This is a genomic window from Streptomyces alkaliterrae (assembly GCF_007097205.2).
Taxonomy (GTDB): Bacteria; Actinomycetota; Actinomycetes; order Streptomycetales; family Streptomycetaceae; genus Streptomyces; species Streptomyces alkaliterrae.
Genome location: NZ_VJYK02000061.1, coordinates 1 through 21,722, shown reverse-complemented (window position 1 = coordinate 21,722; position 21,722 = coordinate 1). Strand labels below are relative to the sequence as shown.

35 protein-coding genes, 1 pseudogene and 1 riboswitch are annotated in these 21,722 nt (G+C 68.6%); of the genes and pseudogenes, 7 read left to right on the top strand and 29 right to left on the bottom strand.

What is annotated here, in order from left to right:
* From FNX44_RS08410 to FNX44_RS08400, 3 genes are all read right to left on the bottom strand, one after another.
* The coding region (locus FNX44_RS08410) for an ABC transporter ATP-binding protein (RefSeq protein WP_143647358.1) at positions 1 to 805 on the bottom strand (805 nt) is incomplete at its 3' end.
* Positions 802 to 1,896 (bottom strand): FecCD family ABC transporter permease, encoded by a 1,095-nt coding sequence (locus FNX44_RS08405; protein ID WP_438948028.1) that lies wholly within the window; start codon positions 1,894 to 1,896, stop codon positions 802 to 804. The genes FNX44_RS08405 and FNX44_RS08410, both read right to left, overlap by 4 nt.
* A 56-nt stretch (positions 1,897 to 1,952) precedes the next feature.
* Positions 1,953 to 2,903: an ABC transporter substrate-binding protein gene (locus FNX44_RS08400; RefSeq protein WP_143647361.1), complete on the bottom strand. Its 951-nt coding sequence runs from the start codon at positions 2,901 to 2,903 to the stop codon at positions 1,953 to 1,955.
* 140 nt (positions 2,904 to 3,043) lie between these two features.
* A riboswitch (cobalamin riboswitch) is annotated at positions 3,044 to 3,186 on the bottom strand.
* A gap of 149 nt (positions 3,187 to 3,335) precedes the next feature.
* Here FNX44_RS08400 and FNX44_RS08395 point away from each other — a divergent pair.
* Positions 3,336 to 3,725, top strand: a complete 390-nt coding sequence (locus FNX44_RS08395; protein WP_143647357.1) for a hypothetical protein — start codon at positions 3,336 to 3,338, stop codon at positions 3,723 to 3,725.
* A gap of 114 nt (positions 3,726 to 3,839) precedes the next feature.
* Here the strand turns inward: FNX44_RS08395 and FNX44_RS08390 are convergent, their stop codons facing one another.
* The 23 genes from FNX44_RS08390 to rpsJ form a co-directional block, all read right to left on the bottom strand.
* A complete protein-coding gene (locus tag FNX44_RS08390) occupies positions 3,840 to 4,502 on the bottom strand; it encodes an adenylate kinase (RefSeq protein WP_143647356.1) in 663 nt (220 codons plus the stop codon).
* Positions 4,502 to 5,818 (bottom strand): preprotein translocase subunit SecY, encoded by a 1,317-nt coding sequence (gene secY, locus FNX44_RS08385; RefSeq protein WP_143647355.1) that lies wholly within the window; start codon positions 5,816 to 5,818, stop codon positions 4,502 to 4,504. Before secY ends, FNX44_RS08390 begins: the two co-directional genes overlap by 1 nt.
* Before the next feature lie 209 nt (positions 5,819 to 6,027).
* Positions 6,028 to 6,483 carry a 50S ribosomal protein L15 gene (gene rplO / locus FNX44_RS08380; RefSeq protein WP_143647354.1) on the bottom strand — a complete coding sequence of 152 codons (456 nt, stop codon included), beginning with the start codon at positions 6,481 to 6,483 and terminating at the stop codon, positions 6,028 to 6,030.
* 1 nt (position 6,484) lies between these two features.
* Positions 6,485 to 6,667: a 50S ribosomal protein L30 gene (gene rpmD, locus FNX44_RS08375; RefSeq protein ID WP_143647353.1), complete on the bottom strand. Its 183-nt coding sequence runs from the start codon at positions 6,665 to 6,667 to the stop codon at positions 6,485 to 6,487.
* Positions 6,667 to 7,272 (bottom strand): 30S ribosomal protein S5, encoded by a 606-nt coding sequence (gene rpsE / locus FNX44_RS08370; protein WP_143647352.1) that lies wholly within the window; start codon positions 7,270 to 7,272, stop codon positions 6,667 to 6,669. The genes rpmD and rpsE overlap by 1 nt, the downstream gene beginning before the upstream one ends.
* A 42-nt stretch (positions 7,273 to 7,314) precedes the next feature.
* Positions 7,315 to 7,698 (bottom strand): 50S ribosomal protein L18, encoded by a 384-nt coding sequence (gene rplR / locus FNX44_RS08365; RefSeq protein ID WP_143647351.1) that lies wholly within the window; start codon positions 7,696 to 7,698, stop codon positions 7,315 to 7,317.
* A gap of 3 nt (positions 7,699 to 7,701) precedes the next feature.
* On the bottom strand, positions 7,702 to 8,241 hold the full coding sequence (rplF, locus tag FNX44_RS08360; protein WP_143647350.1) for a 50S ribosomal protein L6: 540 nt from the start codon (positions 8,239 to 8,241) through the stop codon (positions 7,702 to 7,704).
* A 23-nt stretch (positions 8,242 to 8,264) separates the two neighbouring features.
* Positions 8,265 to 8,663 (bottom strand): 30S ribosomal protein S8, encoded by a 399-nt coding sequence (gene rpsH, locus FNX44_RS08355; RefSeq protein ID WP_143647349.1) that lies wholly within the window; start codon positions 8,661 to 8,663, stop codon positions 8,265 to 8,267.
* Positions 8,664 to 8,901: 238 nt separating this feature from the next.
* Positions 8,902 to 9,087: a type Z 30S ribosomal protein S14 gene (locus FNX44_RS08345; protein ID WP_143647347.1), complete on the bottom strand. Its 186-nt coding sequence runs from the start codon at positions 9,085 to 9,087 to the stop codon at positions 8,902 to 8,904.
* Between the two features lie 2 nt (positions 9,088 to 9,089).
* Positions 9,090 to 9,650, bottom strand: a complete 561-nt coding sequence (rplE, locus tag FNX44_RS08340; protein ID WP_143647346.1) for a 50S ribosomal protein L5 — start codon at positions 9,648 to 9,650, stop codon at positions 9,090 to 9,092.
* Positions 9,650 to 9,973 carry a 50S ribosomal protein L24 gene (gene rplX / locus FNX44_RS08335; RefSeq protein WP_143647345.1) on the bottom strand — a complete coding sequence of 108 codons (324 nt, stop codon included), beginning with the start codon at positions 9,971 to 9,973 and terminating at the stop codon, positions 9,650 to 9,652. Before rplX ends, rplE begins: the two co-directional genes overlap by 1 nt.
* A 2-nt stretch (positions 9,974 to 9,975) precedes the next feature.
* Complete coding sequence (rplN, locus tag FNX44_RS08330; protein WP_003998823.1) at positions 9,976 to 10,344, bottom strand: 50S ribosomal protein L14; 369 nt, start codon at positions 10,342 to 10,344, stop codon at positions 9,976 to 9,978.
* A 103-nt stretch (positions 10,345 to 10,447) separates the two neighbouring features.
* A complete protein-coding gene (rpsQ, locus tag FNX44_RS08325; RefSeq protein WP_143647344.1) occupies positions 10,448 to 10,732 on the bottom strand; it encodes a 30S ribosomal protein S17 in 285 nt (94 codons plus the stop codon).
* Complete coding sequence (gene rpmC, locus FNX44_RS08320) at positions 10,732 to 10,956, bottom strand: 50S ribosomal protein L29 (RefSeq protein WP_143647343.1); 225 nt, start codon at positions 10,954 to 10,956, stop codon at positions 10,732 to 10,734. Before rpmC ends, rpsQ begins: the two co-directional genes overlap by 1 nt.
* Positions 10,956 to 11,375 carry a 50S ribosomal protein L16 gene (gene rplP, locus FNX44_RS08315; RefSeq protein ID WP_143647342.1) on the bottom strand — a complete coding sequence of 140 codons (420 nt, stop codon included), beginning with the start codon at positions 11,373 to 11,375 and terminating at the stop codon, positions 10,956 to 10,958. The genes rpmC and rplP overlap by 1 nt, the downstream gene beginning before the upstream one ends.
* A gap of 5 nt (positions 11,376 to 11,380) precedes the next feature.
* Complete coding sequence (gene rpsC / locus FNX44_RS08310) at positions 11,381 to 12,214, bottom strand: 30S ribosomal protein S3 (RefSeq protein WP_143647341.1); 834 nt, start codon at positions 12,212 to 12,214, stop codon at positions 11,381 to 11,383.
* On the bottom strand, positions 12,214 to 12,561 hold the full coding sequence (gene rplV, locus FNX44_RS08305) for a 50S ribosomal protein L22 (RefSeq protein ID WP_143647360.1): 348 nt from the start codon (positions 12,559 to 12,561) through the stop codon (positions 12,214 to 12,216). The genes rpsC and rplV overlap by 1 nt, the downstream gene beginning before the upstream one ends.
* Before the next feature lie 43 nt (positions 12,562 to 12,604).
* Positions 12,605 to 12,886 carry a 30S ribosomal protein S19 gene (gene rpsS, locus FNX44_RS08300; RefSeq protein ID WP_143647340.1) on the bottom strand — a complete coding sequence of 94 codons (282 nt, stop codon included), beginning with the start codon at positions 12,884 to 12,886 and terminating at the stop codon, positions 12,605 to 12,607.
* A gap of 12 nt (positions 12,887 to 12,898) precedes the next feature.
* Positions 12,899 to 13,735, bottom strand: a complete 837-nt coding sequence (gene rplB / locus FNX44_RS08295) for a 50S ribosomal protein L2 (RefSeq protein WP_143647339.1) — start codon at positions 13,733 to 13,735, stop codon at positions 12,899 to 12,901.
* Between the two features lie 38 nt (positions 13,736 to 13,773).
* On the bottom strand, positions 13,774 to 14,115 hold the full coding sequence (gene rplW / locus FNX44_RS08290) for a 50S ribosomal protein L23 (RefSeq protein WP_143647338.1): 342 nt from the start codon (positions 14,113 to 14,115) through the stop codon (positions 13,774 to 13,776).
* A complete protein-coding gene (rplD, locus tag FNX44_RS08285; RefSeq protein WP_143647337.1) occupies positions 14,115 to 14,765 on the bottom strand; it encodes a 50S ribosomal protein L4 in 651 nt (216 codons plus the stop codon). Before rplD ends, rplW begins: the two co-directional genes overlap by 1 nt.
* 8 nt (positions 14,766 to 14,773) lie before the next feature.
* Positions 14,774 to 15,418, bottom strand: coding sequence for a 50S ribosomal protein L3 (gene rplC / locus FNX44_RS08280; RefSeq protein ID WP_143647336.1), 645 nt, complete (start codon positions 15,416 to 15,418; stop codon positions 14,774 to 14,776).
* A gap of 13 nt (positions 15,419 to 15,431) precedes the next feature.
* Positions 15,432 to 15,740 carry a 30S ribosomal protein S10 gene (rpsJ, locus tag FNX44_RS08275; protein ID WP_016473429.1) on the bottom strand — a complete coding sequence of 103 codons (309 nt, stop codon included), beginning with the start codon at positions 15,738 to 15,740 and terminating at the stop codon, positions 15,432 to 15,434.
* Between the two features lie 484 nt (positions 15,741 to 16,224).
* Here rpsJ and FNX44_RS28870 point away from each other — a divergent pair, with 484 nt between their 5' ends.
* The 4 genes and pseudogenes from FNX44_RS28870 to FNX44_RS08255 all read left to right on the top strand — a co-directional run bounded on the left by FNX44_RS28870 (position 16,225) and on the right by FNX44_RS08255 (position 18,199).
* On the top strand, positions 16,225 to 16,722 hold the full coding sequence (locus FNX44_RS28870) for a hypothetical protein (RefSeq protein ID WP_228449751.1): 498 nt from the start codon (positions 16,225 to 16,227) through the stop codon (positions 16,720 to 16,722).
* A pseudogene (locus FNX44_RS08265) lies at positions 16,625 to 16,990 on the top strand (NUDIX domain-containing protein); the annotation flags it as partial. The gene FNX44_RS28870 and the pseudogene FNX44_RS08265, both read left to right, overlap by 98 nt.
* A gap of 89 nt (positions 16,991 to 17,079) precedes the next feature.
* Positions 17,080 to 17,553, top strand: a complete 474-nt coding sequence (locus FNX44_RS28865) for a hypothetical protein (protein WP_228449750.1) — start codon at positions 17,080 to 17,082, stop codon at positions 17,551 to 17,553.
* Positions 17,537 to 18,199, top strand: coding sequence for a hypothetical protein (locus tag FNX44_RS08255; RefSeq protein WP_143647334.1), 663 nt, complete (start codon positions 17,537 to 17,539; stop codon positions 18,197 to 18,199). Before FNX44_RS28865 ends, FNX44_RS08255 begins: the two co-directional genes overlap by 17 nt.
* A 172-nt stretch (positions 18,200 to 18,371) precedes the next feature.
* Here the strand turns inward: FNX44_RS08255 and FNX44_RS08250 are convergent, their stop codons facing one another.
* Both FNX44_RS08250 and FNX44_RS08245 read right to left on the bottom strand, forming a co-directional pair.
* Entirely contained in the window at positions 18,372 to 19,145 is a 774-nt protein-coding gene (locus tag FNX44_RS08250; RefSeq protein ID WP_143647333.1) for a MerR family transcriptional regulator, read from the bottom strand.
* A gap of 93 nt (positions 19,146 to 19,238) precedes the next feature.
* The gene (locus tag FNX44_RS08245) at positions 19,239 to 19,511 is read right to left on the bottom strand and encodes a hypothetical protein (RefSeq protein WP_143647332.1); all 273 of its coding nucleotides are present in this window, start codon (positions 19,509 to 19,511) and stop codon (positions 19,239 to 19,241) included.
* 108 nt (positions 19,512 to 19,619) lie between these two features.
* On the opposite strand from FNX44_RS08245, the gene leuE reads away from it, so the two are divergent.
* Positions 19,620 to 20,291 carry a leucine efflux protein LeuE gene (leuE, locus tag FNX44_RS08240; RefSeq protein ID WP_143647331.1) on the top strand — a complete coding sequence of 224 codons (672 nt, stop codon included), beginning with the start codon at positions 19,620 to 19,622 and terminating at the stop codon, positions 20,289 to 20,291.
* A gap of 27 nt (positions 20,292 to 20,318) precedes the next feature.
* Here leuE and FNX44_RS08235 read toward each other — a convergent pair whose 3' ends face one another.
* Positions 20,319 to 20,936 (bottom strand): PadR family transcriptional regulator, encoded by a 618-nt coding sequence (locus FNX44_RS08235; RefSeq protein ID WP_143647330.1) that lies wholly within the window; start codon positions 20,934 to 20,936, stop codon positions 20,319 to 20,321.
* Positions 20,937 to 21,187: 251 nt separating this feature from the next.
* On the opposite strand from FNX44_RS08235, the gene FNX44_RS08230 reads away from it, so the two are divergent.
* Positions 21,188 to 21,703, top strand: coding sequence for a DinB family protein (locus FNX44_RS08230; RefSeq protein WP_143647329.1), 516 nt, complete (start codon positions 21,188 to 21,190; stop codon positions 21,701 to 21,703).
* The last annotated feature ends 19 nt before the right edge of the window (positions 21,704 to 21,722 follow it).

Below are 21,722 nucleotides of genomic sequence, written 5' to 3'. Positions count from 1 at the left end.
GGGTGGCGGTTTGCGGGTGGGCGGTGACGGTGGCGCGGACGCCGTATACGTCGGCGAGCAGTGACTCCGTCAGTACCTCGGCCGGGGTGCCGTGGGCCGCGACCGTGCCGGAGCGCAGGACGTACAGGCGGTCGCAGAAGTAGGCGGCGAGGTTGAGGTCGTGGAGCGCGACGAGCGCGGTCGCCGGGAGGCGGCGCAGGACGCCGAGCACGTCGAGCTGGTGGCGGATGTCGAGGTGGTTGGTCGGCTCGTCGAGGACGAGCACGCGGGGTTGCTGGGTGAGCGCCCGGGCGATGAGGACGCGCTGGCGCTCGCCGCCGGAGAGTTCGGCGAAGGCGCGGTCCACCAGGTCCGTCGCGTCGGTGATGCGGAGGGCGCGGTGGACGAGTGCGGCGTCGTGTCTGTTGTCGCCGTCGAGGAGGCGTTTGTGCGGGGTCCGGCCCATGGCGACCACGTCACGTACCGTCAGGTCGAAGTCGGCGCCCGGTTCCTGGACGACGGCGGCGAGGGTGCGGGACACGTCCCGGACGGGAAGCCGCCAGACGTCGTCGCCGTCGACGCGGACCGTGCCGCTCTCCGGTTTCAGTACGCGGTAAACCGCCCGGAGGAGTGAGGACTTGCCGCTGCCGTTGGGGCCGACGAGGCCGATCACCTCGCCCGGGCGGGCGTGCAGCGACACGTCCTGGACGAGGCGGTGGACGCCCGCCGTGACGGACACGCCGTCCACCGCGAGCTCGACCGGCGCGCCGGCGGTGAGGGCGTCGAGCGATTCGGGCGCGGCTCGGTTCGGCGCCGGCTTGCTCATCGGGCACCTCCGGCGCCGGCGCGGCGGGCGTCGCGGCGCATCAGCCACAGGAAGAAGGGCCCGCCGCACAGCGCCGTCAGCACGCCGACCGGGATCTCCTGGGGTGCGGCCACGGTCCGGGCCGCGACGTCGGCCCAGACGAGGAAGATCGCTCCGGCCAGCGCGGTGGCGGGCAGCAGCCTGCGGTGGTCGCCGCCGACGACCATCCGCATGATGTGCGGCATCATCAGCCCCACGAAGCCGACCGGTCCGGCGGCGGCCACCAGCACACCCGTGACCAGGGACAGCAGGACGAACATCCGCATCCGGAAGCGCCCCACGTCCAGGCCCATGGTGGTGGCTGTCTCCTCCCCGGCGAGGAGGAGGTTCAGCGAGCGGGCCCGGAGCAGGAGGACGCCGATCGCGGCGAGCAGTACGAGCACCGGAAGCCACAGCACCGACCAGCCGACGCCGCCCAGACCACCGAGGGTCCAGGACAGCACCTCGCGGGCCTGGTTGCCGCGCTCACTGGTGAGCAGGATCAGGTGGGTCGCCGCCGACAGCACGGCGGCGACCGCGACGCCGGAGAGGATCAGCCGCAGCGAGGTGATGCGGCCTGCCGTCCGCGCGGCGCCGTACACGAGGAACATCGTCGCCAGGGAGCCCGCGAACGCGGCCGCCGAGAGCGACATCGTGCCGAGCCAGGTCGCTCCGGTGACGATGACCACGACGGCGCCCAGCGAGGCGCCGGAGGAGATGCCGAGCAGGTAGGGGTCGGCGAGCGGGTTGCGGACGAGGGCCTGCATGGCGGTGCCGACGACCGCGAGCCCGGCGCCGACGACCGCGCCGAGCAGCACACGGGGCGCGCGCACGTCGACGATGATCGTCTCCCGCGCCCGGGTCCAGTCCGGGTCGGGCCAGGGCAGTCCGAGCTGGTGGCTGAGGATGCCCCACACCTGGCCGGGCGGCACCGACACCGAGCCGATGGCCACCGCCACCGTCATCGAGGCGAGCAGCGCGGCGGTGAGCACGAGGAGCAGCGCGGGGTAGCGCAGCCGCCGCAAGGCGGACGGTGCCGCCGGACCGGCGGACGTCTCGGCGGCGGGTGTCACCTCGTGCGGCGGCGCGGTCGCCACGGACCCGGTCTCGGTCCGCGGCGCTCGCCCGGTCACTCGAACCGCTCGGGGTGCAGCGCCTTCGCCAGGTCCTCGACGGCGTACGGGGGCCGTACGCCGACCAGCGTCGCGGTCAGCGGGACGACCACGAAGCGCTTGTTCTTGATCGCCGGTACGTCGGCGAGGGCCGGCTGGGAGAGCAGGAACTTCTTCTTGCTCTCGACGCTGCCCGAGCCCGCGTAGTGGTAGATCGCGATGACCTCGGGCTTGCGGTCGATGACCTGTTCCCAGGACACGTCGGCGAAGACCTCGTCGACGTCGGCGAAGATGTTCTTGCCGCCGGCGAGTCGGATGATCTCGGTGCCGAGGCCGCGGCCGCCGGCGGTGAAGGCGGACTTGTCGCCGCTGTCGTAGACGAAGACCGGGACGGGCTTCTCGTTCTCGACCTTCTTCGCGACCGCGTCGACCTTGGCGCGGAGTTCGGCGTTGAGCTTCTCGGCCCGATCGGACACGCCGAACATCTCGCCCAGCGTGCGGATCTCGGTGTGGACGTCCTTCATGGTGGCGCTCTTGGCGCCCTCGCAGTACTCGCGGTTGAGGTGGGTGTTGATGCCCGCCTTCTCGAACGCGGCCCGCGAGCGGCCGGTCTTCTCGGCGAACGCGCTGGAGTAGCCGCCGTAGACCAGGTCGGGCTCGGCCTCCAGCACGTTCTCGAAGGAGGGCTCCTTCTTCGACAGTTCCGGGATGGCCTCGAACTTCTCCCGGTACTCGGGCAGTACGGCCGAGTCGGGGAAGGCGGTGCCGACCATCCGCTTCTCCAGGCCGAGCGCGAGCAGCAGCTCGGCGGGGTGCTGGTGGATGGTGACCACGCGCTCGGGCGGCTGCTCGTACGTGGTCTTCACGCCGCAGTTGGTGACGGTGACCGGGAAGCCCTCGGCCTTTGCTGCCTTGCCGGAGTCGGCGCGCTCCTGGGTTCCGCAGGCGGTGAGCAGGCCCACCGCCATGACGGGTGCGAGGGCCAGACCGATGGCCCGGTGCCGGTCGCCGCTCGCCCGGCGGGGTCGGTCGCCTCGGGGGCTGGTGGACGATATGCCGCGTCGGCCGCTTTTCACGTTGCTGTTCCTCCTGCGGAGTCCGCGCTCCTCGGAAAGGTCCGCGACGGGTCAGTCTCCTGACTTCCCGGGCGGCGGTGCGCGCTCGACGCGCACGCGCGGACACCCGGGTCACAGTGGCGGGACCGTGCCGGACTCACACCGGCTTCCTGGCTCCCGTCGCGGTTGGACGTGAGCAGCGTACGCGAGCGGAGGCACCCGCGAACCGGCGCGTGGGGCGCGTCACAGGCGCCCGGGACTCGACCACACGCCCCGCCGCGGGCACTGCCGCCGCACGCACTCGCCGCTCTACACTCCAAGCCCGTGCTCGGCGAAGGAGACGCGATGGCCGCCGCTTTGGTCCTCCTCGCGGGGGCGTGGTATCTCGTCGCGGCGGCGCTCATAGTGGCGCCCGGCTACGCCGTGCTCGCGCCCACGGCCTTCGTCTCGGCCGCCGTGGGTGCGCTCCTCACCTTCGGAGGGCTGCGGATGGCACGTGGCGCCGTCGCTGCCGGGCGGCGGTGGGCGCGGCGCGGCGCGCTGATCGCCCTTGCCACGGTTCTGGTGCCGACGGGACTGTGGTTGCTCTTTGTTCTCGTCTCACGGTATTCGGAACGCCTCTTCCGTGTCACCGTCACCCTCGGGGTCTTCGACTACGTTCTGGCGGGTGCCGTGCCGGCCGTCGTCGTGCTGGCCGCCACCCACCGCCGACCGGTGCGGGGCGAGGAGAACTGACCTCCGAGGCCCGAGCGGCCCGGAGCCGGAAACGACGGACGGCCGCGTCCCCCGGGAAGGGGAACGCGGCCGTACCGCCGAAGCACACGGCGCCACACGGCGCCGGACGCGCCGTTACGCCGCGGCGTCCTCGCGGCCGAGGGCCGCGAGCGCGCGCTTGGTGACGTCGGCCACCGCGCCGAGCGCGGAGAGCGTCGTGACGAGCCCCTGCGCCTTGTAGTAGTCGATGATCGGCTCGGTCTCGTTGTGGTAGACCTCGAGCCGCTTGCGCACCGTGTCCTCGCGGTCGTCCTCGCGCTGGTACAGCTCCCCACCGCACACGTCGCAGACACCCGACTCCTTGGAGGGGCTGTACTCGACGTGGAAGATGTGGCTGCTGTCCTTGCGGCACATGCGCCGTCCGGCGATGCGCTTGACGACCTCGTCCTCCTCGACCTCCAGGTCGAGGACGGCGTCCAGCGAGAGCTTCTCGTCCTTCAGGATCCCGTCGAGCGCCTCGGCCTGGGCGAGGTTGCGGGGGAATCCGTCGAGGAGGAAGCCGCCCTCGGCGTCCGCCTGGTCCATCCGGTCCTTCGCCATGCCGATGGTGACCTCGTCGGGTACCAGCCGGCCGGCGCGCATGTACTCCTGTGCCTTCTGCCCGAGCTCTGTGCCCTGGCTGATGTTGGCGCGGAACAGGTCGCCTGTGGAGATGTGTGGGATGGACAGGGTCTGGGCGAGCAGCGCAGCCTGCGTGCCCTTGCCCGCGCCCGGCGGTCCGACGAGGACGATACGCATCAGCGGAGGAACCCTTCGTAGTTGCGCTGCTGGAGCTGGCTCTCGATCTGCCGAACAGTTTCGAGTCCAACACCGACGATGATCAGGATGGATGTCCCGCCGAACGGGAATTCACCCTGCGCGTTGAACGCGATCAGCGCGACGGTGGGCACCAGGGCGATCAGCCCGAGGTAGATGGCTCCGGGCCACGTGATGCGGTTCAGCACGTAGCTCAGGTACTCCGCCGTGGGGCGTCCGGCCCGGATGCCCGGGATGAACCCACCATACTTCTTCATGTTGTCGGCAACTTCTTCGGGGTTGAAGGAGATGGCCACGTAGAAGAAGGCGAAGAAGACGATCAGCAGGAAGTACGTAAGCACGTAAAGCGGGGCATCCTGCGCCTGGAGGTTGTTGCGAACCCAGTCGGCCCAGCCCGCCTGGGAGTCGCTGAACTGGACGACCAGGGCCGGAATGTAGAGCAGCGACGAGGCGAAGATGACGGGAATCACACCCGCCTGGTTGACCTTCAGCGGAATGTAGGTCGACGTCCCACCATATGAACGCCTGCCGATCATGCGCTTGGCGTACTGGACCGGAATGCGGCGCTGCGCCTGCTCGACGAAGACCACGAGTCCGACCATGGCGAGGCCGCAGACGATGACCGTGCCGAACTCGATCCAGCCGTCGGCCAGGTCGCCCTGGATCTTGATCGCCCACAGGGCGCCGGGGAAGCCGGCGGCGATGGAGACGAACATCAGCATCGACATGCCGTTGCCGATGCCGCGGTCGGTGATCAGCTCACCGAGCCACATGATCAGCGCGGTGCCGGAGGTCATCACGATGACCATGGAGATGACGACGAACATCGAGCCGTCCGGCACCACCTGGGCGGCGACGGAACAGCCGGAGAAGAGAGTGCCGCTTCGCGCGGCGGCGACCAGACCGGTCGCCTGCAGCACGGCGAGCGCGATGGTCAGGTAGCGCGTGTACTGGGTGATCTTCGCCTGGCCGGCCTGGCCCTCCTTCTTCAGCGCCTCGAGTCGTGGGATCACCACGACGAGGAGCTGCAAGATGATGCTGGCCGTGATGTACGGCATGATGCCGAGCGCGAAGATCGTGATCTGCATCAGTGCGCCACCACTGAACATGTTCACCAGATCGAACAGACCCGACTGGCCGCTCTTCGCCTCGTCCTTGCACATCTGGACGGCTTCGTAGCTGACGCCGGGGGTCGGGATCTGGGATCCGAGCCGGAAGAGCACGATGATGCCCAGCGTGAACAGCAGCTTCTTGCGCAGGTCGGGCGTCTTGAACGCCCGGGTGAACGCGCTGAGCACGGTACCTCCTGCGGCCTCCGCGTCCTACGCGAGAGGTGACGGTCTAAAAACGACGGATATGACAGTGGTGGATCGGTCCCCCCACGACCCGGCCACGCGCACGCGGACCGGGCAGTGTCAGCCACCTTACCGGCGACTGGCCCGCCCGTGGAACGACCAACCGGGGATGCCCGTTCCTGGGCATCCCCGGTGGTTGCTACGCCATGGGCTCAGACGAGCTCGGTGACGCTGCCGCCGGCGGCGGTGATCTTCTCCTTGGCGGAGCCGGAGACGGCGTCGACCGTCACCTGCAGCGCCACGGAGATCTCGCCGGTGCCGAGCACCTTGACGAGGCTGTTCCTGCGCACCGCGCCCTTGGCGACCAGGTCGGCCACCGTGACCTCGCCGCCCTCGGGGTAGAGGGAGGCGAGCTTGTCCAGGTTCACGACCTGGTACTCGGTGCGGAACGGGTTCTTGAAGCCCTTGAGCTTGGGCAGCCGCATGTGCAGCGGCATCTGCCCACCCTCGAAGCGCTCGGGAACCTGGTAGCGGGCCTTGGTGCCCTTGGTGCCACGACCGGCCGTCTTACCCTTCGACGCCTCACCACGACCGACACGGGTCTTGGCGGTCTTGGCGCCCGGGGCCGGACGGAGGTTGTGGAGCTTGAGCGGCTTCTCTTCAGCCATCTCAGTTCACCTCCTCGACCGTCACGAGGTGCCGCACGGTGTGAACCATGCCGCGGACCTCGGGGCGGTCCTCCTTGACGACCACGTCGTTGATCCGCTTCAGACCGAGGGTCCGCAGCGTCTCACGGTGGTTCTGCTTCGTACCGATCACGGAACGCGCCTGGGTGATCTTGAGCTGCGCCATCACGCACTCACCCCAGCCCGAGCCCGCAGCAGCGCGGCGGGCGCGACGTCCTCGAGCGGCAGGCCACGACGGGCGGCGATCTCCTCGGGGCGCTGCAGGCCCTTCAGAGCGGCCACCGTGGCGTGCACGATGTTGATCGGGTTGGACGAGCCGAGCGACTTGCTCAGCACGTCGTGGATGCCCGCGCACTCCAGCACGGCGCGCACCGGGCCACCGGCGATCACACCGGTACCGGGGGAAGCCGGCTTGAGCAGCACGACACCGGCCGCGTCCTCACCCTGGAACGGGTGCGGAATGGTGCCCTGGATGCGGGGGACCTTGAAGAAGTTCTTCTTGGCCTCCTCGACACCCTTGGCGATGGCGGCCGGAACTTCCTTGGCCTTGCCATAGCCGACACCGACGGTGCCCTCGCCGTCGCCCACCACGACAAGCGCGGTGAAGCTGAAGCGGCGACCACCCTTCACAACCTTGGCGACGCGGTTGATCGCGACGACCCGCTCGACGTACGCGGTCTTCTCGGCGGCAGCGCCACCGTCCCGCCGGTCCTTACGGTCCCGTCGCTCGCCGCCACCGGCGCCGCCACCGCGGCGCTGGGGTCCAGCCATTGGAAATACCTCTCTCGTCTGTCCGCTAGCTACGGAACCGGCTCAGAACTTGAGCCCGGCCTCGCGGGCGGCGTCCGCCAGCGCGGCGATGCGCCCGGCGTACTGGTTGCCACCGCGGTCGAAGACAACAGTCTCCACGCCGGCGGCCTTGGCACGCTCGGCGACCAGGGCGCCGACCTTCTGAGCGAGGGCGCTCTTGTCACCCTCCGCACCGCGGATGGAGCTGTCCATCGAGGACGCCGAGGCCACGGTGTGGCCCTTGATGTCGTCGATGACCTGCGCCACCATGTGCCGGTTGGAACGCGTCACGACCAGCCGCGGGCGCTCGGGCGTGCCCGAGATCCTCTTGCGGATGCGGATGTGACGGCGCTTGGCAGCAGCGCGCTTGTACGCGTCGCCCTTGGCGATCTTCACGCCGTATGCCATGGCTTACTTACCAGCCTTTCCGACCTTGCGGCGGATGACTTCGCCCTCGTACTTGATGCCCTTGGCCTTGTACGGGTCGGGCTTCCGCAGCTTGCGGATCTTCGCGGCGACCTCGCCGACCTTCTGCTTGTCGATCCCCTCGACCGAGAAGCGGGTGGGCGACTCGACCTTGAAGGAGATGCCCTCGGGCGCCTCGATCAGGATCGGGTGGCTGTAGCCCAGCGCGAACTCCAGGTTGGAGCCCTTCGCCTGGACGCGGTAACCGACACCGCTGATCTCGAGCTTCTTGACGTAGCCCTGGGTCACGCCAGTGATCATGTTCGCCACCAGCGTGCGGGACAGGCCGTGCAGGGCCTTGTTCCGGCTCTCGTCGTTCGGGCGCGAGACGACGACGGCGCCGTCCTCACCCTTGGCGACCTCGATGGGCGCTGCGACGGCGTGCGAAAGGTTGCCCTTGGGGCCCTTCACCGCGACCGTACGGCCATCGATGGTGACGTCCACACCGGCGGGAACCTGGATGGGGAGCTTGCCGATTCGCGACATGGCTTTTCCTCCGTTCCCTTCCGTTACCAGACGTAGGCGAGGACTTCCCCACCCACGCCCTTCTTCTGCGCCTGCTGACCGGTGAGCAGACCGTGCGACGTGGAGATGATCGCCACGCCCAGGCCGCCCAGCACGCGGGGCAGGTTGGTGGACTTTGCGTAGACCCGCAGACCCGGCTTCGAGATGCGCTTGATGCCGGCGATCGAGCGCTCGCGGTTCGGGCCGTACTTCAGCTCGAGGACGAGGTTCTTGCCCACGGGGGCGTCCTCGACCTTCCAGCCGGTGATGTAGCCCTCCTGCTTGAGGATCTCCGCGATGTGCGACTTGATCTTGCTGTGCGGCATCACGACATCGTCGTGATACGCCGAGTTCGCGTTTCGCAGACGCGTCAGCATGTCTGCGATCGGATCGGTCATGGTCATGTGATGGCCTTCGGCCTCTCTCGCCGGGGTTTCCTGTATGCGCCATCCCTCTCCCCGCTCAGGGGCGGGACGGGTGCGGCGCGGGGACCTACGGCGTAGTAAGCGACTTCTTGCGGGCGCGCTGCCCGCGTGCGGTCACGGTCGGCGGGCGCCCAACCCGACAAGCCTACGGCATGTCGGATCGGGCCCCACCGACCAGATGCTTACCGAGAGCGCTGGTCGAGCCCCGAGTGGGGACTTACCAGCTGCTCTTGGTCACGCCCGGCAGCTCGCCGCGGTGGGCCATCTCACGAAGGCACACACGGCACAGGCCGAACTTGCGGTAGACGGAGTGCGGACGGCCGCAACGCTGGCAGCGCGTGTAGGCACGCACGGCGAACTTCGGCTTGCGGGCGGCCTTGGCGATCATCGCCTTCTTCGCCATGGTCAGTTCTCCTTGAACGGGAAGCCGAGGTGACGCAGCAGGGCGCGGCCCTCGTCGTCGTTGGTCGCCGTGGTGACCACGGTGATGTCCATGCCCCGAACCCGGTCGATCTTGTCCTGGTCGATCTCGTGGAACATGACCTGCTCGGTGAGACCGAAGGTGTAGTTGCCCCGACCGTCGAACTGCTTCGGCGACAGACCGCGGAAGTCGCGGATGCGCGGCAGAGCGAGGGAGAGCAGCCGGTCCAGGAACTCCCACATGCGGTCACCGCGGAGGGTGACGTGGGCGCCGATCGGCTGACCCTCACGCAGCTTGAACTGCGCGATGGACTTGCGGGCCTTGGTCACGGCCGGCTTCTGACCGGTGATCGTGGTGAGGTCGCGGATGGCGCCCTCGATCAGCTTGGAGTCGCGGGCGGCGTCGCCCACACCCATGTTGACCACGATCTTGGTGAGACCAGGGATCTGCATGACGTTCTCGTAAGAGAACTCCTCACGCATCTTGTCCTTGATCTCGTCCCGGTAGCGCTGCTTCAGGCGCGGTGCGTTGGTGGTGGCAGTCATCAGATGTCCTCACCGGTCCGCTTGGCAACGCGGATCTTGTTGCCGTCCTCGTCGAAGCGGTAGCCGACACGAGTGACGACCTTGTTGCCGTCCTTCTCCACGACGAGCTGAACGTTGCTCACGTGGATCGGGGCCTCGGTCGTCACGATGCCGCCGGTCTTGGAACCGCGAGCGGTCTGGCCGGCCTTGGTGTGCTTCTTGACCCGGTTGACACCCTCGACCAGGACGCGGTCCTCGCGCGGGAAGGCCTGGATGACCTTGCCCTGCTTGCCCTTGTCCTTACCGGTGATGACCTGGACCAGGTCGCCCTTCTTGATCTTCATGCTCACAGCACCTCCGGCGCGAGCGAGATGATCTTCATGAACTTCTTCTCGCGCAGTTCACGGCCCACGGGGCCGAAGATACGGGTGCCGCGGGGGTCGCCGTCGTTCTTAAGGATGACGGCGGCGTTCTCGTCAAAACGGATGTACGAGCCGTCCGGGCGACGACGCTCCTTGACGGTGCGCACGATGACGGCCTTGACGACGTCACCCTTCTTCACGTTGCCACCGGGGATCGCGTCCTTGACGGTGGCGACGATGACATCGCCGATGCCCGCGTAGCGGCGACCCGAGCCACCGAGAACACGGATGCAAAGGATCTCCTTCGCGCCCGTGTTGTCGGCGACCCGAAGTCGCGACTCCTGCTGGATCACGTCTATCTCCTGATCGTCTGCCGGTTCCCGGCAGGGGCGTCCGTCACGGATGCGCCCCTGCCGAGCCTGGCGGAACTGTCCAGAAGGCGATTGCCTTCAGGAATTACTTGGCCTTCTCGAGGATCTCGACGATGCGCCAGCGCTTCGTCGCGGACAGCGGCCGGGTCTCCATGATGAGGACGCGGTCGCCGATGCCGGCGGCGTTCTGCTCGTCGTGCGCCTTGAGCTTGTTCGTACGGCGGATGACCTTGCCGTACAGGGCGTGCTTGACGCGGTCCTCGACGGCGACGACGACGGTCTTGTCCATCTTGTCGCTGACGACCAGACCCTCGCGGGTCTTGCGGAAACCGCGCTCGTTGCTGTTCTCAGTCACATTCGTCTCGCTCATCAGGCGCTCTCCACCGTCTCGATGCCCAGCTCGCGCTCGCGCATCAGGGTGTAGATCCGGGCGATGTCCTTGCGGACGGCCTTGAGCCGGCCGTTGTTCTCCAGCTGTCCGGTCGCCGCCTGGAAGCGGAGCTTGAACAGCTCCTCCTTGGCCTCGCGAAGCTTGACGACGAGCTCCTCGTCGTTGAGCTCACGCAGCTCGTTGGCCTTGGTAACGGCCGCCATCACGCCTCACCTGCCTCGCGCCGCACGATCCGGCACTTCATCGGAAGCTTGTGAGCAGCGCGGGTGAGCGCCTCACGAGCAATCTTCTCGTTCGGGTAGGACAGCTCGAACATCACCCGACCGGGCTTGACGTTCGCGATCCACCACTCCGGCGAACCCTTACCGGAACCCATGCGGGTCTCGGCCGGCTTCTTCGTGAGCGGACGGTCCGGGTAGATGTTGATCCAGACCTTGCCGCCACGCTTGATGTGGCGGGTCATGGCGATACGAGCGGCCTCGATCTGCCGGTTGGTCACGTAGGCGGCGGTGACGGCCTGGATGCCGTACTCGCCGAACGCGACCTCCGTGCCGCCCTTGGCCATACCCGACCGCTTCGGGTGGTGCTGCTTGCGGTGCTTGACCCTGCGCGGGATCAGCATGACGGTCAGGCCTCCGTTCCGGTGCTCTCAGCGGCAGCGGGAGCGGCGGGAGCCTCGGCCTTGGGGGCCTCGGCCTGGGCCTGCTGGGCCTGCTGCTGCGGCTTGCGGCCACGGCGCTCGCCGCCGCCACCACCACGGCGGGGGCGGTCGCTGCCACCACGCGACGGGCGGTTGCCGGCGCGGGCGGCGGCGTTCTCGGCGCGGACCTCGGCGATGTTCTTCACGTCGCCCTTGTAGATCCACACCTTGACGCCGATGCGGCCGAAGGTGGTCTTGGCCTCGAAGAAGCCGTAGTCGACGTTCGCGCGGAGGGTGTGCAGGGGCACACGGCCCTCGCGGTAGAACTCCGAGCGGGACATCTCGGCGCCGCCGAGACGACCGCCGCACTGGATCTTGATGCCCTTGGCGCCGGCCTTCATCGTCGACTGCATGCTCTTGCGCATGGCGCGACGGAAGGAGACGCGGGAGGACAGCTGCTCGGCGACGGCCTGGGCCACCAGCTGAGCGTCCAGCTCCGGGTTCTTCACCTCGAGGATGTTGAACTGGATCTGCTTGCCGGTCAGCTTCTCGAGCTGGCCGCGGATCCGCTCCGCCTCCGCACCGCGGCGGCCGATCACGATGCCCGGGCGGGCGGTGTGAACGTCGACGCGGACGCGGTCGCGGGTGCGCTCGATCTCGACCTTGGAGATGCCGGCCCGCTCCATGCCCTGCGTGAGCAGGCGGCGGATCTCGACGTCTTCCTTGATGTAGTCCTTGTACAGCTTGTCGGCGTACCAGCGGGACTTGAAGTCCGTGGTGATGCCGAGCCGGAACCCGTGCGGGTTAACCTTCTGGCCCATTACCGGGTTCCTTCCTTGCTGCTGACGACCACGGTGATGTGGCTGGTCCGCTTACGGATCCGGTACGCGCGACCCTGCGCGCGCGGCCGGAACCGCTTGAGGGTCGGGCCCTCGTCGACGTAGGCCTCGGAGATGAAGAGGCTGTCGACGTCGGTGTGGTCGTAGTTGTGCGCGGCGTTGGCGATGGCGCTGTCAAGCACCTTGCCCACCGGCACGCTCGCGGCCTGCGGGGCGAAACGCAGGACCGCCTGAGCCTCCGTGGCGCTCATGCCACGGACAAGGTCCACCACGCGGCGGGCCTTCATGGGCGTGACACGCACGTAGCGCGCCTGGGCCCTGGCTTCCATGGTTGTCCCTTCGGTGTCAGTCATAGTCTTCGCACTCCGCCGATCAGCGACGACGCGACTTGCGGTCGTCCTTCACGTGGCCGCGGAAGGTGCGGGTCGGCGCGAACTCGCCGAGCTTGTGGCCGACCATCGACTCGGTGACGAACACCGGGACGTGCTTGCGGCCGTCGTGCACCGCGATCGTGTGGCCGAGCATGGCCGGGACGATCATCGAGCGGCGGGACCAGGTCTTGATGACGTTCTTGGTGCCGGCTTCGTTCTGGACATCCACCTTCTTGATCAGGTGGTCGTCGACGAAGGGCCCCTTCTTGAGACTGCGCGGCATCTAAACCCGCTCCTAGCGCTTCTTGTTCGTCTTGCGGCGGCGGACGATGTACTTGTTGCTGGCCTTCTTCGGCGAGCGAGTACGTCCTTCCTTCTTGCCCCACGGCGACACCGGGTGGCGACCACCGGAGGTACGACCCTCACCACCACCGTGCGGGTGGTCGATCGGGTTCATGACCACACCGCGGACGGTCGGGCGGACGCCCTTCCAGCGCATACGGCCGGCCTTGCCCCAGTTGATGTTCGACTGCTCGGCGTTGCCGACCTCGCCCACAGTGGCGCGGCAGCGGACGTCGACCAGGCGGATCTCACCGGACGGCATACGCAGGTGGGCCATGCGGCCCTCCCTCGCCAGCAGCTGCACGGAGGCACCGGCGGAGCGGGCGAACTTCGCACCGCCGCCGGGCCGCAGCTCGATGGCGTGGATGACCGTACCGACCGGGATGTTGCGCAGCGGCAGGTTGTTGCCGGGCTTGATGTCGGCGCCCGGGCCGTTCTCGACGCGGTCGCCCTGCTTCAGGCCGGCCGGCGCGATGATGTAGCGCTTCTCGCCGTCGGCGTAGTGCAGCAGCGCGATGCGCGCGGTGCGGTTCGGGTCGTACTCGATGTGCGCGACCTTGGCCGGCACGCCGTCCTTGTCGTGACGACGGAAGTCGATCACTCGGTAGGCGCGCTTGTGGCCACCGCCCTGGTGGCGAACGGTCACACGACCGGCGTTGTTACGGCCGCCCTTGCTGTGCAGCGGGCGGACCAGCGACTTCTCCGGCGTGGACCGCGTGATCTCGACGAAGTCGGCGACGCTGGAGCCACGACGGCCCGGGGTCGTCGGCTTGTACTTGCGGATACCCATTTCTCAGTCCTCGTCCGATATCGGACGAACCAGCCCCGTTAGGAGACCGGCCCGCCGAAGATGTCGATACGGTCGCCCTCGGCGAGGGTCACGATGGCGCGCTTGGTGTTGGCGCGCTTGCCGAAACCGGTGCGGGTGCGCTTGCGCTTGCCCTGCCGGTTGATCGTGTTGACCCCATTGACCTTGACCGAGAAGACCGCCTCGACGGCCTGCTTGATCTGGGTCTTGTTGGCGCGCGGGTCCACGATGAACGTGTACTTGTTCTCGTCGAGCAGCGCGTAGCTCTTCTCGGAGACCACGGGCTTCAGCAGCACGTCACGCGGGTCGGTGAACGTCTTGCTGGTGACCGTGTTCTCGGCGGCCTGCGTCGTCTCGCTCATCAGGCGTCGCTCCCTTCGAGCTCAGCCCCGGTACGGCTGGCCACGAAGGACTCGAAGGCGGCCTTCGTGAAGACCACGTCGTCGGAGACGAGCACGTCGTACGTGTTCAGCTGGCCCGGCTCCAGGATGTGCACCTGGGGCAGGTTGCGGGTGGACAGCCACGCGGCCTCGTCCGAACGCTCGGCGACGAGGAGCACGTGCTTGCGCTCGCTGATCTTGCCGAACAGGTTCTTGGCGGCCTTCGTGGAGATGTCGCCCTCGACCACGCCGGTCACGACGTGGATGCGGTTGTGGCGCGCCCGGTCCGAGAGGGCACCGCGCAGGGCGGCGGCCTTCATCTTCTTCGGGGTGCGCTGCGAGTAGTCACGCGGCACGGGGCCGTGGACCACGCCACCGCCGGCGAACTGCGGCGCGCGGGTCGAACCCTGACGGGCGCGACCGGTGCCCTTCTGGCGGTACGGCTTCCTGCCACCGCCGCGGACCTCGCCACGGGACTTCGTCTTGTGCGTGCCCTGACGGGCGGCGGCCAGCTGCGCGACGACGACCTGGTGGATCAGCGGAACGCTGACCTGCGCGTCGAAGAGCTCCGCGGGGAGGTCGACGGTCCCGGTCTTGTCGCCTGCCGGCGAAAGGATGTCAATGCTGCTCATGGGTTACCTCAGGCCCCCTTGGCCGCGGTACGGACCAGGACGAGGCCGCCGTTCGGACCCGGAACCGCGCCCTTGATGAGCAGCAGTCCCTTCTCCGCGTCAACGGCGTGGACGGTCAGGTTCTGGGTGGTGACCCGCTCGTTGCCCGCGCGGCCCGCCATGCGCATGCCCTTGAAGACACGGCCCGGGGTGGCGCAGCCACCGATGGAGCCCGGCTTGCGGTGCACGCGGTGCGCACCGTGCGAGGCCTTGCCGCCGTGGAAGCCGTGACGCTTCATGACACCGGCGGTGCCCTTGCCCTTGGACTTGCCGGTCACGTCGACCTTGAGGCCGGACTCGAACACCTCGGCGGTGAGCTCCTGGCCCAGGGTGTACTCGGCGGCGTCGTTGGTACGGATCTCCACCAGGTGACGGCGGGGAGTGACGTCGGCCTTGGCGAAGTGGCCCTTGAGGGGCTTGTTCACCTTGCGCGGGTCGATCTCGCCGAAGGCGATCTGGACGGCCTCGTAGCCGTCGCGGTCTGCGGTGCGCACCTGGGTAACGACACAGGGGCCGGCCTTGACGACGGTCACCGGGACGACACGGTTGTTCTCGTCCCAGACCTGCGTCATGCCGAGCTTCTCGCCCAGGAGGCCCTTGATCTGCTTAGCCATCTTCCGACACCCCTCAGAGCTTGATCTCGATGTCGACGCCGGCCGGCAGGTCCAGGCGCATCAACGAGTCAACGGTCTTGGGAGTCGGGTCGAGGATGTCGATGAGGCGCTTGTGGGTGCGCATCTCGAAGTGCTCGCGCGAGTCCTTGTACTTGTGCGGCGACTTGATGACGCAGTACACGTTCTTCTCTGTGGGCAGCGGCACCGGGCCCGCGACCGACGCACCAGTACGGGTCACCGTCTCGACGATCTTCTTCGCCGAGTTGTCGATGACCTCGTGGTCGTAGGCCTTGAGCCGGATGCGGATCTTCTGTCCCGCCATGGCTACTTCGTAGTCCTGTCTCTCGTAAACGCTCCGGTACCCGGTGGCACCGACACTCCGTCTTCCGACTCCCCGACCCACGCGGTCGGGCGTGTCGCAACCCTTCCCGTACCGCGCCCAGACGTATCCGACACGGATCCGCATGGAAGCGTCCCTGGAAGGGGAAGAAGGGGGAAGGAAACCCACCGGATGCCTGGCTGGAAGCCCCTCCCGCACTTCCCGGAAGATTCCCGTACTTCCGCCCCTGATCAGGGGCGACGAGTACATCGGGACTCGCTTCCGGTCCTCCCGGCGGGAGGCGCACGGCATCGGCACTCAACCGAGCAACCTGGCTAGTGTGCCATATGGGGCACAGCCCCTGCCAATCGGCCCAGCCCCGCCCCGACCCCCCGGACCAGCCACGTCGCCGTTCCGCCCCGACGGGGCGGGGGTTCGAGACCAACGTCACACGATCCGGTGAAGCCTCAGCGCGCGGCGCCCGGCAGTGGGCACACCGACCAGAGCCGATCAGAATACCGCCCGTCGACAGGCACTCGACCCGTCGGGGTGGGGGACACGCCCAGGCGATGATCACTTCTTCGATCACTTCTTCGCCGCGCCGTCGTGCGGAGAGGCGACGAAGACCGCGGAACGGGAACTGGCCTTCGCCGGATACACCGACTACTTCCTCTGGTTCGAGCAGGCCCGGTTCGGTACCGCCCTGCGCCGCAAGGCCGCACAGGGGTGCCGGGTGCGCTGCCTGGTCGGCGATCCCGGCAGCGAGCTGACGCGGTCACGCGAGCGGGACGAGGACGTGCCCCTGGCCCTCTCCACCCGTATCCGGGTGACCCTCGCCGAGCTGGAGAAGATCGGGCATCAGCCCGGCGTCGGCGCGCGGTACAGCGCTCCAGCGACGCCGCGACAACGGAATGTGGGCGTTGCCCGGCGGCGTGATGCACCTCGGCGAGTCGCTGCCGGAGTGCGCCGTCCGGGAGACCCGTGAGGAGACCGGCATCGAAGTGGAGGCGGTGGGGATCGTCGGTACGTACTCGAACCCTCGGCACGTCTTCGCCTATGACGACGGCGAGGTGCGGCAGGAGTTCTCCGTCTGCTTCCTCGCCCGGCCGATCGCCGGGAACCTGGCGGTGTCGGACGAGTCCACGGACGTCCGCTGGTTCGAGCCGCAGGAGATCGACACGCTGCCGATGGTCCCTAGCATCCGCAAGGGCGTGAACGACCGGCGCGACGGCAACATGCCGGCCGCGCGGTAGTCCGGGCGGCCGGTCCGGCTTCCGATGGACCGGCCGGCTTGTCCGGAAGTGCCCTGCCCTCCGCCGGTTGGCCTTGACATCATCGATTGATGAAAAGGATCGCCACAAGCGCGACGATCGCCATCGCCGTCACGACCCTTCTCACCACCAACCTGGCCGGTCAGGCCCATGCCGGACCCGCCTGGGACAAGACCGTGAAGTGCAAGCAGGAGGATTGGGACGGCAGAGTCGTCCCCACCCGCATCGGCAACAGCGAACTGGGTTGGAACCACTTCTCCAGCAGGCACAAAATCAGAAAGTGCAAGATCGTCAATGCGGCGATCAACGGAAAGCCGGACAAGAAGAACGGCGCCCGCCTCGAGTACTGGGCCTATGCATGGAGCGGCAACCGCCGCGTACAGGTCACGGTGATCGTCCAGTACGCCCGCAAAACCGCTGACGGACGCTACGACGCCGGAAAGGGCAAGAAGATCGGCGTGATCACCGCTTACTGCAAGGGCATGAACAAATGCCCTGACTGGCTGAACGACGTGAGACTATCCGCGAGTGACCACAGTTCCTGAGGAGATCGCGGATCAGCAGGCTGAGATCACCCGCCTTCTGATTCAGTACTTCCACGCCCCGCTGCCCGATGGCCGGTTCGTCCGGGGAGTCCTGCCTTCGCCGGGCGACACGGAGGCGGTCCGCGTGGTCACCTCCCCCCTGCCCAGCGGCACGCCGGAGCAGTCCACTGTCTGGGAGATCCCGCTGCGGGTGACCCCTGGCGGAGAGGACCTGTTCGGCGGAGACGAGATTCTGAGTGTTCTGCGCCGACTCCACACCGGAACCCACGTTCTCACCAGCAGCCGGATCGGCTCGACGATGGAGATGACCCTCGTTCGGGTTGATCCGACAGCGCTCGACCACGATTACCTGCCTCCGGACGAACGGGAGAGAGCGTTCACTCTTCTGAGAACCCTCACGTGTCCGTGGGTCGAAGAACAACCCTCGCCGCGCCTGCGCGGCTACCTGCTCCACCGTCCCGACCGGCTGCGCCTCTATTTCGACCGTGACGGGGACGCGGACGTCATCGCCGCCGACGTACGGCCGTCCGGCGCTCTCACCGCGTTGCTCGCCGCCCTGCCCGCGCTGTTGGACGAGGACAACCGGCTCACGCGAGACGACTCCGACCCGCACTGCTCGCGCCGGATGGACCTCACTCACTGGTGAGGGCCCGTGCCGGTTTTGCCCCAGACGGCGCCGGAGGGGGCCCGTCCGCTTGCTCGACCGGGCGCCAGCCCTCACTGGCCCCGGCGGCCGGGGTCACCTGTCCCGGGGGACGGGTGCGCCGCCGCGTATGGCTGTGCATCGCATCCCCCGGGGCTACCGCTGATCGCCGGGCTCAGGCGCCGGGCCCCTCCTGTCGCCGGTCGGCGTTGGCGGTGATCGCGTCGCGGATGTAGACGGCGAGGCCGGGGGCGATCGCGTCGTAGGTTGCCGTGAAGCGCTCGTCGCTCACGTACATCTCGCCCAGGCAGCGCTGCATCTCGTAGCCGCACTCGTAGTGGTTCCGCGAGATCCAGCCGCGGTGCTGCTCGGCGAGGTCCCGGGCCTCGGCGGAGTCGGCCGGGGTGCCGGCCGCCAGCAGCGCGGCGAAGCCCTCGTTGATCCGGTCGCCCTCTGCCGCGATCCGCTTCCAGTCCTCCTTGGTGTAGGAGGCGGCGCGCCGCCGGCTCTCCCGGTACGCCTCGGTGTTCCCCCAGCGCTGCTCGACCTCCTCCGCGTACTGCTCGGGGTCGTGGTCGCCGAAGACCTCGAACTTCTCCTCCGGGGTCAGGTTGATCCCCATCCTCTTCGCCTCCAGGTTGCGTTGGACGGCGGCGGCCATCTTCGTCAGCTTCTCGATCCGCTCGGTCAGCACGCGGTGCTGGCGGCGCAGCGCCTCGCGCGGGTCGACGTCCGGGTCGTCGAGCAGCGTCCGCACCTCGTCCAGCGGGAAGCCGAGCTCCCGGTAGAAGAGGATCTGCTGGAGCCGGTCGAGGTCTCCGTCGTCGTAGCGGCGGTGCCCGGCGTGACTGCGCTCGCTGGGCGCCAGGAGACCGATCTGGTCGTAGTGGTGCAGCGTGCGCACGGTGGTGCCGGACAGCGCGGCCACCTGGCCGACCGTGTAACTCATGCCCGCTTCCGTCCCTTCTCGGGTGTCGACACCCACGCTCCCCCCTCACGCCGCGTCAGGTGCAAGCGCTGCCGCGCGGGCCGGGTCGGGCGCTCAGCCGTGCCGGCGCCGCAGCCTCGCGGCGGCCCATGGGACGACCCTCCACGTCGCCGCCGCCGCGCCCGCTCCGGCGAACAGGTACCAGACGTTGCCGGTGGTCGTCGCGGCAAGCGTGCCGAGGAGCGCCCCGTAGGCGGCGCAGCACGTGGTGCGGTGATCGCTGATCCATCGCTGGAACGGGGTGAGGCCGTCACGCCGCCGCCCTGCCCGCGCCCCGACGGCCAGTGCCAGGAACATGGTCCCGACCGCGAACACCACTACTGTCATCGCTCCCCTGCCTTCTGTCTTCCCCCGATGGTCGGTTCGAGGCCAGCCGGTGTCCGGATGGCAAAACGGGTTACGGTCCTTACATCGCGGTGTGCGAAGCTCTCCCCCATGCTGGGAATCACCGATCTCCCCACCTATCTGGTGGGCCTGGCGCTGATCGTTCTGCTGCCGGGGCCGAACTCGCTCTACGTCGTCTCCGTCGCCGCCCGTCGTGGTGTGCGCGCGGGCTATCAGGCCGCCGGCGGGGTGTTCTGCGGGGACGCCGTGCTGATGGCGCTGTCCGCCGGTGGCGTCGCGTCGCTGCTCCAGGCGAGCCCTGCGGCGTTCGCCGTGATCAAGTTCGTCGGCGCCGGCTATCTGACCTGGCTGGCGATCGGCATGCTGCGCGGCGCGTGGACGCTGTGGCGCCGCCGCCACCAGCGGGTGGAGGCGAGGCAGCAGACGGTGGGCGCGGACGGCGCGCCGGAGCGGGCCATCAGTGAGCGGCCGTTCCGGCGGGCGCTGCTTGCGTCGTTGCTGAACCCGAAGGCGATCCTGTTCTTCGTCTCGTTCTTCGTGCAGTTCGTCGACCCGGCCTACCCCTACCCCGCGCTGACGTTCCTGGCGCTGGGCCTGTGGGCGCAGTTGTTCAGCCTGTCCTACCTGTCGCTGCTGATCTTCAGCGGCAGCCGGCTGGCGGCCGCGTTCCGCCGTCGGCGCCGACTCCAGGCGGGCGCCTCGGCGGCGGCCGGCGCGGCGTTCCTGGCGTTCGCCGCGAAGCTGTCGACCAGCAGCGCGTAGCGCGCCGGGCCGGCGCGTCGCGGGGACTCAGTCGGCGGCGTACGGGTTCTCCGCGCCCTCCGCAAGGACCTGGACGTCCCGTTCGCCCTCGCCGGCCATCACGTACGCGCCCGCCTCCAGGCGGGAGATCAGGCCGCGCGTCCACTCGGCGCCCGCGTCGGAGTTGTGCACCCACAGCCGCATGATCTCGCCGATGTGTCCCCACTCCTGCGGGGTGCCCTCCGGCGTCCAGTACTCGGTGACCTCCTTACGCCACGCCTCCAGGTCCGCGACGCGCTTGCGCAGCAGTTCGATGGCCTCCCGGCGGGGCAGGTCGACGATGAAGCCGACGGCGGAGGTCAGTACGTCCGGCTTCTCGTCGATGGCGGTGAGCGAGTGGCGCAGCAGGCGTAGGTACTCGACCTCGCCGGTGTCGGTCAGCTCGTACTCGGTGCGGGGCGGGCCGCCGGCCGGGCTGGGGGCCGTCTCGTGGGCGTGCAGCAGTCCCTGCTTGTTGAGCTGCTTCAGCGCGTGGTAGATCGACCCCGGCTTGGCGTTGGACCACTCGTGGGCGCCCCAGAACTCCAGGTCGTTGCGGATCATGTAGCCGTGGGCGCGGCCGTGCTGCCGGACGGCGCCGAGCACGAGCAGTCGGATCGCCGACACGTCCTCTCCCTCCCTGTCCCCCGGTTGCCGGCTCCTCGTCGTCCGGCCCGGTGGGTCGCGACGCCAGTCTAGGAGCGGCACGTCAAAGTTGATCAGCGGACCGGTGATACGCGTGATACACGCCGCGCGATGCGGACAGAAGCTGACCGGAAGGGTCCGTAGCTTGGTGTTCGTCGGAAGGGAGGCGCGCCCCTGCCGGGCGCCAAGCCCCTTCCGCGACAGACTCACGCACGCGGCGAAAGGTTGAGGACATGACCACTCCCCCCGAGGCCCACGGCGACGAGCGCGGCGCCCTGCTCGCCGCCCTGGCCAGCCAGCGCGCGGCGTTCCGCCAGGCAGTGGAGGGACTGACCGAGGAACAGGCCCGCAGCACACCCAGCGCCAGCGAACTCTCCCTCGCCGGCGTGATCAAGCACGTCACGGCCGTGGAGACCGGGTGGCTGGCGACGATGCGCGACGGCGTCAGGCCCGACTACACGGACCCGGCGACGTTCGAGACGCACGCCGCGAGCTTCGTCCCGACGGAGGACGAGACCGTCGCCGTCCTGCTCGACCGCTACGACCAGGCGGCGGCGGAGACCGAGAAGGCCGTCCACGATCTGCCCTCCCTGAACGACACGTTCATGCTTCCCGACGCTCCCTGGGGCGAGGGCGGGCCGCGCTCCTGGCGCTGGGCGCTGCTGCACCTCATCGAGGAGGCCGCGCGCCACGCCGGCCACGCCGACGTCATCCGCGAAACCATCGACGGCCACAAGGCCATGGGCTGACACCACCCCGCCCCACCCG